7 protein-coding genes and 1 pseudogene are annotated in these 6,676 nt (G+C 44.5%); 3 read left to right on the forward strand and 5 right to left on the reverse strand.

Annotation, left to right across the window (positions count from 1 at the left end):
- The first annotated feature begins 20 nt into the window (after nt 1-20).
- Together QUA45_RS27185 and QUA45_RS27190 are read left to right on the forward strand one after the other, a co-directional pair.
- On the forward strand, nt 21-1,073 hold the full coding sequence (locus tag QUA45_RS27185; protein ID WP_333222939.1) for a hypothetical protein: 1,053 nt from the start codon (nt 21-23) through the stop codon (nt 1,071-1,073).
- 253 nt (nt 1,074-1,326) lie between these two features.
- Nucleotides 1,327-1,631, forward strand: a pseudogene (locus tag QUA45_RS27190) (transposase); the annotation flags it as partial.
- 109 nt (nt 1,632-1,740) lie between these two features.
- On the opposite strand, the gene QUA45_RS27195 reads toward QUA45_RS27190, so the two are convergent.
- The 5 genes from QUA45_RS27195 to QUA45_RS27215 all read right to left on the reverse strand — a co-directional run bounded on the left by QUA45_RS27195 (nt 1,741) and on the right by QUA45_RS27215 (nt 5,814).
- The gene (locus QUA45_RS27195) at nt 1,741-3,066 is read right to left on the reverse strand and encodes a hypothetical protein (protein ID WP_333222941.1); all 1,326 of its coding nucleotides are present in this window, start codon (nt 3,064-3,066) and stop codon (nt 1,741-1,743) included.
- Nucleotides 3,067-3,485: 419 nt separating this feature from the next.
- Entirely contained in the window at nt 3,486-3,701 is a 216-nt protein-coding gene (locus QUA45_RS27200) for a hypothetical protein (protein ID WP_333222943.1), read from the reverse strand.
- A 69-nt stretch (nt 3,702-3,770) separates the two neighbouring features.
- Nucleotides 3,771-4,328: a GIY-YIG nuclease family protein gene (locus QUA45_RS27205; protein WP_333222944.1), complete on the reverse strand. Its 558-nt coding sequence runs from the start codon at nt 4,326-4,328 to the stop codon at nt 3,771-3,773.
- A gap of 61 nt (nt 4,329-4,389) precedes the next feature.
- The gene (locus tag QUA45_RS27210; protein ID WP_333222946.1) at nt 4,390-5,373 is read right to left on the reverse strand and encodes a winged helix-turn-helix domain-containing protein; all 984 of its coding nucleotides are present in this window, start codon (nt 5,371-5,373) and stop codon (nt 4,390-4,392) included.
- A gap of 93 nt (nt 5,374-5,466) precedes the next feature.
- Nucleotides 5,467-5,814: a hypothetical protein gene (locus tag QUA45_RS27215; RefSeq protein WP_333222948.1), complete on the reverse strand. Its 348-nt coding sequence runs from the start codon at nt 5,812-5,814 to the stop codon at nt 5,467-5,469.
- Between the two features lie 208 nt (nt 5,815-6,022).
- Here QUA45_RS27215 and QUA45_RS27220 point away from each other — a divergent pair, with 208 nt between their 5' ends.
- Nucleotides 6,023-6,604, forward strand: a complete 582-nt coding sequence (locus QUA45_RS27220; RefSeq protein ID WP_333222950.1) for an iron-containing redox enzyme family protein — start codon at nt 6,023-6,025, stop codon at nt 6,602-6,604.
- Nucleotides 6,605-6,676 lie beyond the last annotated feature (72 nt).

Here is a 6,676-nt window from a genome sequence, read left to right on the forward strand (position 1 = left end):
TCATTACCTAGCTATAACTGTTGCCTCGTTTACCTATCTTTACATACTTCAGTCTTTTCAGCCCGACCTACTTAATTGTTGCTACTGCAGACTACGGCGACTTAATCCCTGACACTTACGAGTACACAATCAGCGGCATCCACAACACGGGCACACTCAATACGGGTGAGGGTAACGACTTAATCCTCGGCCTCCGTTACCAACAAAGAGAATACAGGTACAGAGATCGTGATAGTAATGGCATTTTCAACCAAGGAGGCACTATTGATACAGGTGGTGGCGATGACATAATCACGGGCATTGCTCAGGGTTTTTTGAGCGTAGGAATCGAGCATAATTCTAACAACCCCAACTTGCAAAGCCCGATCATCATAAAGACTGGCAGCGGTAACGACACGATCGCGGGTACTGGCGAATACATGGGCTTACGTTTTGGTTCCATCAATGGTTCCATCATTGATACTGGGGAAGGGGATGACGTAATCACTGGCACTGGTGAGTATTCTGGCACGGTTCTCTACTCCTCTTTTCTCAACACCGGCGAGGGTAACGACACAATCACTGGCATTTCAACTCAGGGCGACGCCATTACCAATTCCTCCACCATCAATACCGGGGATGGCAACGATATAATCACTGGCACTAGCACTTACAGCATCGCCATCTCCAATACCGGCACTATAAATACTGGCGACGGCGATGATATAATTCTTGGCATTAGGACTGATTTTCGCTTTGGCGCGACCATCGCCAACAGCGGTACCATTAATACTGCTAAGGGCGCGGACTCCATCATTACTGATAGCGGCTTTTCTAGCTTTGGCAGCATATTTTTAGGAAAAGGTGCAGACTATATCAGGGGTTCTGGTTATGCTACTTTCTATGCCGGGAAGGACGAAGACTCGCTGGAATTAACGTCAGGTCGCTATACCGTTGAAATATCGGGGGCAACGGTGAGTTTTACGAGTAGTAGCGGCACTATAAAAACTTCCGAATTTGAAAAACTCATAGCTGGTAGCACAACCTATGACTTCAGCAGTCTAACTAACGGTCAAACAATTAGTATCGCCTAACAGTCTGTTTGAGAAGTAGGGACAGCTAGCTAAGTGAAAAGTTTTGCTGTCCTGAAATACCCTTTATTTTTTACTGATAACTCTTTTATCAAAATCATCGATCGTCCTCAATCTCCTTCAACTTCCACCTGCAACTCATACACCCTCAAACTTGGATGTTTGCCTATCAACCGCCAGCCATATCCTTCAACCGTTGGGGTAGGTCGCGCTCCTTGGCGATACAGGAATATCGGCTCGTTTCTCATCAATGCCGTTAATTACCAGCTTGTTGAACGCGAAAAAATTTCCAGCGCACTTACTTGCCTGTGAATATCATCAACGTTGGGAAGTCGAGAATACTATTGATTAACTCAAAGTACATTTATTGGGAAGAAAAACTCAGATTCGTTCTCAAAGACCGAAAGAAGTGGTACAAGAAATTTATGGTCTACTACTAAGACCGAAGAGCTGTACAAGCATTAATTTTTCTCTTCAGCAAGCAGTGCAGGTGTTTCACCATTGTGTCTTTCTTTTACGGGAACATTACGAGTTATTCGTCGCGCTCTCCCTAATTTTTAGCGGTTACAACCACAGGAACTTCCTTTTTTTGAGTTGGTTAACTTGGGAGATTTTCGCTCAAATTATACCGGAAAGAGTGAGCGACAAACGATCGTCCTGATGATTTAGCTTACTGAGTTATTCCCATTCGCTGTAAATGGGTTTGCTCTTTTGGCAGATCGAGAGTTTTATTTTCTTGCCATTCAGTCCAGTCGCTTCCACAAAACTGGTCATCAGACTTTGGAACGGGAGGGTAGTCTTGCTTAAGAGCGCAAAGGCGGTGGTGTTCGTTGATATATTTATCGGGTTCGTGGACATATTCTCCCCGCTGTTTGCGGACTGCTCTCTCGGTTTTAAACCCCTCAATAAAGCTTAACCATCCACCTGTTGAAGCTGCTTTCGCAATTTCACCAAGTTTGGGCAGCATTTGATTGTAAAGTTTACTAACTTCATCGCTGGATAGCTGAAATTCCTGCTTCATCGGAGTTCCATGTGCAGTTAAAAATTGCCACGCGAGATGCCGACATAAAATAGCACTGTTCTCTACCAGCGGATGGCTGAGGTTAGCATTGACTAGATCTGAATGATTGCCAGGAAGGGGTAAAAAATGAACATGGGGCTTGATGTGTTGAGGATTGAGGCTATCTGGGTTGCCACCTTTTCCAAGCTGGCTTTTGGGAGCGAGGAGTTTCATGCCAGTGCGATCGGTAGGTTGAAAGTTACCACCGTCTGCATCTAGCGCGAGAACTGCCAAGTAGTTACAGACATTGGCAGGAATGGCTAGCATATCCAGGGTTCTATCAGTGTAGCCGCCTGGTACTGGGTCAACGGCGAAGATGTTAACGTTGAGGGTATCTTCAAATACTTCAAAAAGCTTGTTGGCTATCTTCAAACAGGTAACAGCGCCCCTACTCCAACCGATAATGTTAACAGTATCGATGGGTTGGTTCATATTACCAAATTTGAGGTTAGTGAGCATCCAAACAGCCTTATAAACATTATCATCCCAACCGTTGCCCAATGCTCTACCCATTTGCCTCCCAACTTCGGGAGTGTTGCCCATAAAGGATGATTGAAATTCGTCGGCTTGCCTTCCTCCCAAAAACCAATATTGTCTGGGTCCTTTTAGGGTAAGTCTAGGGTTTTGAGATTGTCCCCGACCTTTTTCTGTATCAAAAATAGGGTTGAATTTGCCGGGTAAAGCATGGTGTACTCCGCTTTTAGAGTCTTCGGCGGAAACTTCTTCCGAGCCAGGCCCTTCGCAGATCAGGTAGGTCGGATTGTCAGACTTCAGGGCAAAGGGTGTGGGGTTCTCTTCAGTGCGCTCACCAGTCTGGATTATTCGCGCTTCTTTTCCATCCATTGCTATGCTTAACTGGCTAATTAGTTCGGTGAGATTTTTATCCCTGTGGAAGTCTGTACCGTGGCAGAAAATGGTAAAGATATTTTTGTGCATGGTAACCTTTCATGTTGGGCGAATAGCATTTTTCTATCAAGCCGACGTTTGTTGGCTCAAAAAGTCAAAGTCGGGCTTTGGATTGCCGTAAATTGTAAAGCTGTTGGAATTCTCAAGTGGGTAATGGGCGACTGTTATTTAGAAACGTTTGGGCTGATTTGGCTAGATTGTAATAACTTTTCATTATAGGTACGGGGTAAGGATTCAGGTCATATGAAAAGCAGTAAAACCTATACGGTGTAACCATTTGATTGAATAATCATCAAATATTCCTTCTTATTAAGAAACCATGAAAGCTTTTATTCTCGTCCCTATTGAGAGTGAAGCTGTTGATTTAGCGAAGGCTTTAATTCTACAAGTCCTTCTGTAACTACATTTCAGATACCTGAATCCTTACCTCTTGCCATTGACAGAACTCATCAACTATAAAAATTACATAAAAAGTTAGTCAGAGATAACTGTAGCATATTTTGGGTTGAAGTTAAGATGCGTTTACCATGACAAATTAACGCTACCCAGATGGTAATTGCCGCATTTTTTAATTTCATCAGAATGGTTGTGAAGTTAGCTATTTTTTTCTCTAGTTCCTCTGCTACTTTTTGCAGCATTGCTAGCTGAAATTCAAATCGATCCATTTTTGATTCGGAGATGGCTGATTGTTCCTATACGGTTTCTAAATTTTAGAGTACCAAATTCCAGGAGTTTCACTTACCGAACGGTTGTCCCCACCACTGCCAGCATTCCTTATTAAATGGCGACTTCCACTTGTAAATGAGCTCTGATTCCAGTTGCAGCCGCTGTTTTCGATTAGCTGGCGCTCCGTACCAAAATGCAATGCCCACAGCCACATCCAAAGAATAGCGGCGGTGCAGTTCGATGTAGTTTGCAGCGTAGCTGTGGCAATAATGGCTCATCCACCTCTGTTTGGGAGTACGGTCAGTTTCTCCTACATACAGCAGCAATGGCAGCGCGTTGTCGATGACGAAGTAGAGGCAAGTGCGATCGCCCCAATCCGGTTTCTCACAAAATGAGAGATTGTGAAGTTCCAGGGTTAACGGGTCTATGCTGTTGGGGTCACAGGCACTGGGTGCGAGATCGAATAGACTTCCCTGTCGCGGTTGGTCAGCGCTTTCAGATTGTTGGTGTTCAAAAATGCGTTGTTTCCAAGAATGCAGAGCCTCGGAACTCATCGTTAGCTGAGGGGATTGAGCATAGCTGGGTTTGGGTTGAAATTCAGGGAAAAGTTCTAGTTGTTGTGTCACGAATTCAAAGGATTGTTGGGCGATTAATGTTGTGACAAAATGATAGTTAACGCAACTAATGCTACATTACTTTTTCCATCTCCACCGCAATTAAACGAGTTTGGAGTACCAGTAAGTTCACCTGGTCTATGCCGATACTGAAGATCATTAATTTCAGAGTTTTGGGAATGTATCTACTCAACTGATTCTCCACTTGGCTGGAACATACCACTAAATCAAATTCTTGAAGTGCTGCCACATTATTTTGAACAAATTCTAGGGTAACAGCTTGTGATTCTATGTGATGCACATTGTAGTCGATTATCTGCTTCATTGCTTCGCTGCTGCTTTGTTCGTGGCAGACGAACAACACCTTGGCATTGCGGGGTAGGGATGAAATACAACTCAGTAACTGCATATTTGGCTGCACTTCAATTCCTATAACTTCCTTATTGGGATCTGCTATCTGAGCTACATCCCACAGGTTTTTGATGGTGGTTACTATTAAATCGGCGGATAAAAGTTGTGATAAGGCGTGTGGTTCTCTAGCTTCCAAGTGCGCCCAAGGAATCGATACCATACCTAATCCCGTTGCAGATTCTAAACAGGCACTGATATCGATACTATCGGGATAAAAGTTCACGAATGCTACATTTACTTGATGACGTTCGGCTAACACGGCTTGAGCGTAAGCTGCTGCTGAAAACTCTGCTGCCCTTAAGCCGTATTGAGATGCTGAATGAAAAGCTTGACTGAGCAAGTCGTAAAAGGTTTTGCGAGCCACCATCTGTCTGATAAACGGAGTATCGGCAATGACCGTTCTTTTACCTCGATTGCCTACAAGATATCCCAAAGCAATCAGTTCATTGTATACCTGAGCTACAGTATTGTGATTTACTCCTAAGTATTTAGCCAAGTGAGTAATCGGCGGTAAGGGTTGATTGGGCTTGAGATTACCGCGCGCAATCAATAGCTTAAGTTGTTCTGTGATTTGCTCGCCGATGGTGATGGGCGCAGCAGTATCCACAATTAGCGGTAAAACCGGGTCTGTCATACAAGTTGGCATAATTCTTTCTCATGTCATTAATTCATACTTTACCGATTACGAGACACTGCTAAAAGGCAGAATATTGCTAAGAATTCTGTGCAGTCTATTACCTTAATTTACGTTAAACATCCATAACCTCCCGACATACACTCCGTTGAGCCATAGCGGTTGGGAATCGCGCTCGATGATGCGTCCATCCCTGAGCTGCACTTTTTCATTAATCTCTAGGTGCGTTTGCTCGTAGATTTCTCTCATATCCTTCAAAAACAATTGCGGATTCTCAAATTGCTCGGATACGAACTCTAAGGCGAGTTGGTCAGAGAGCGACCGCACAATAAGCTCAGGTAGTTGCCAAATCCTCAACAAGTTGGGAGTGACTCCTACCATTTGGCGGTGACGGTTGACAATTAAAATGCCGGCGTTTTCTTGATGTTGTAGTCGGTCTGAAATTGACAGCATCAGAACTTCCCTACTAACAAATCTGTACTTTCTCTACCCTCAATCCTAGTGCATTGAGGGGTTTGGCTGTGGGATTAGCTTAGCGCATTGTATCACGCCTTTGATAAGGGCTTGGGTCAAAAATACTGCTTGACTGGTATTATAATACTGGTGTACCATAGAAGGCACCTATTGTATTGCCATAATCTCTAAAGAGGGGATTCCAAAAATGAAGTGGTTATTGGATTTGGGAGCCAAGTACCGCCAGAATTTGCTTTCTGGATCTTTTTACAAGCAGCTAATCGCAGCAGAGCATCCCGATGATGTTCGAGGTTGGGTCAGGCAACTTTACTATCAATCGAACGATTTTACAGCGGCACTCGCGATGCGCTATACGATGTGCCGGGACTTTCGGTATCAAAGATGCTTCGCGCACCACGCCACAGAAGAAGTAGACCACGCCTCGCTGCTGCTCGATTGGATGCACAAACACGAATTCTTACAGCCGGGAGAAAACCCGACTTCCATCGCTGCCACCCTAGAAACGCAGTTGGTGAGCGCCTACTGTTTCCGCTCCGTGTTGCGGGAATCCTACGAGAATCAAGTCATTGCCATGAATCTCATTTCCGAGGGCGTGAGTTTCGATTTCTTTTCTGCGGTCATTCCCGCGTTCGCGCGCTTGGGATTCAAAACGAATCGCTATTGGACGGTACACCGCGAAATCGACCAAGAACATTTGGCAATGGGAATTGACCTCATCCCCAAGTGCGATGAAGATTCCGCATTGGGAAAAGAGTACAGCCGCAGGTAGTGCTTTTATGTAAAGGATAGAGGATAATAGCTCTATGCCAATCTTTTGAGGAGTCTCATGATGAAACCCTAT

The sequence above is a fragment of the Microcoleus sp. Pol12A5 genome, from assembly GCF_036701435.1.
Lineage (GTDB): Bacteria > Cyanobacteriota > Cyanobacteriia > Cyanobacteriales > Microcoleaceae > Microcoleus.

Excerpts from the sequence above, each read along its gene's own strand:
- QUA45_RS27195 (WP_333222941.1), bottom strand. The coding sequence starts at position 3,066 with ATGCACAAAAATATCTTTACCATTTTCTGCCACGGTACAGACTTCCAC.
- QUA45_RS27200 (WP_333222943.1), bottom strand. The coding sequence starts at position 3,701 with ATGGATCGATTTGAATTTCAGCTAGCAATGCTGCAAAAAGTAGCAGAG.
- QUA45_RS27210 (WP_333222946.1), bottom strand. The coding sequence starts at position 5,373 with ATGCCAACTTGTATGACAGACCCGGTTTTACCGCTAATTGTGGATACT.
- QUA45_RS27215 (WP_333222948.1), bottom strand. The coding sequence starts at position 5,814 with ATGCTGTCAATTTCAGACCGACTACAACATCAAGAAAACGCCGGCATT.
- QUA45_RS27220 (WP_333222950.1), top strand. The coding sequence starts at position 6,023 with ATGAAGTGGTTATTGGATTTGGGAGCCAAGTACCGCCAGAATTTGCTT.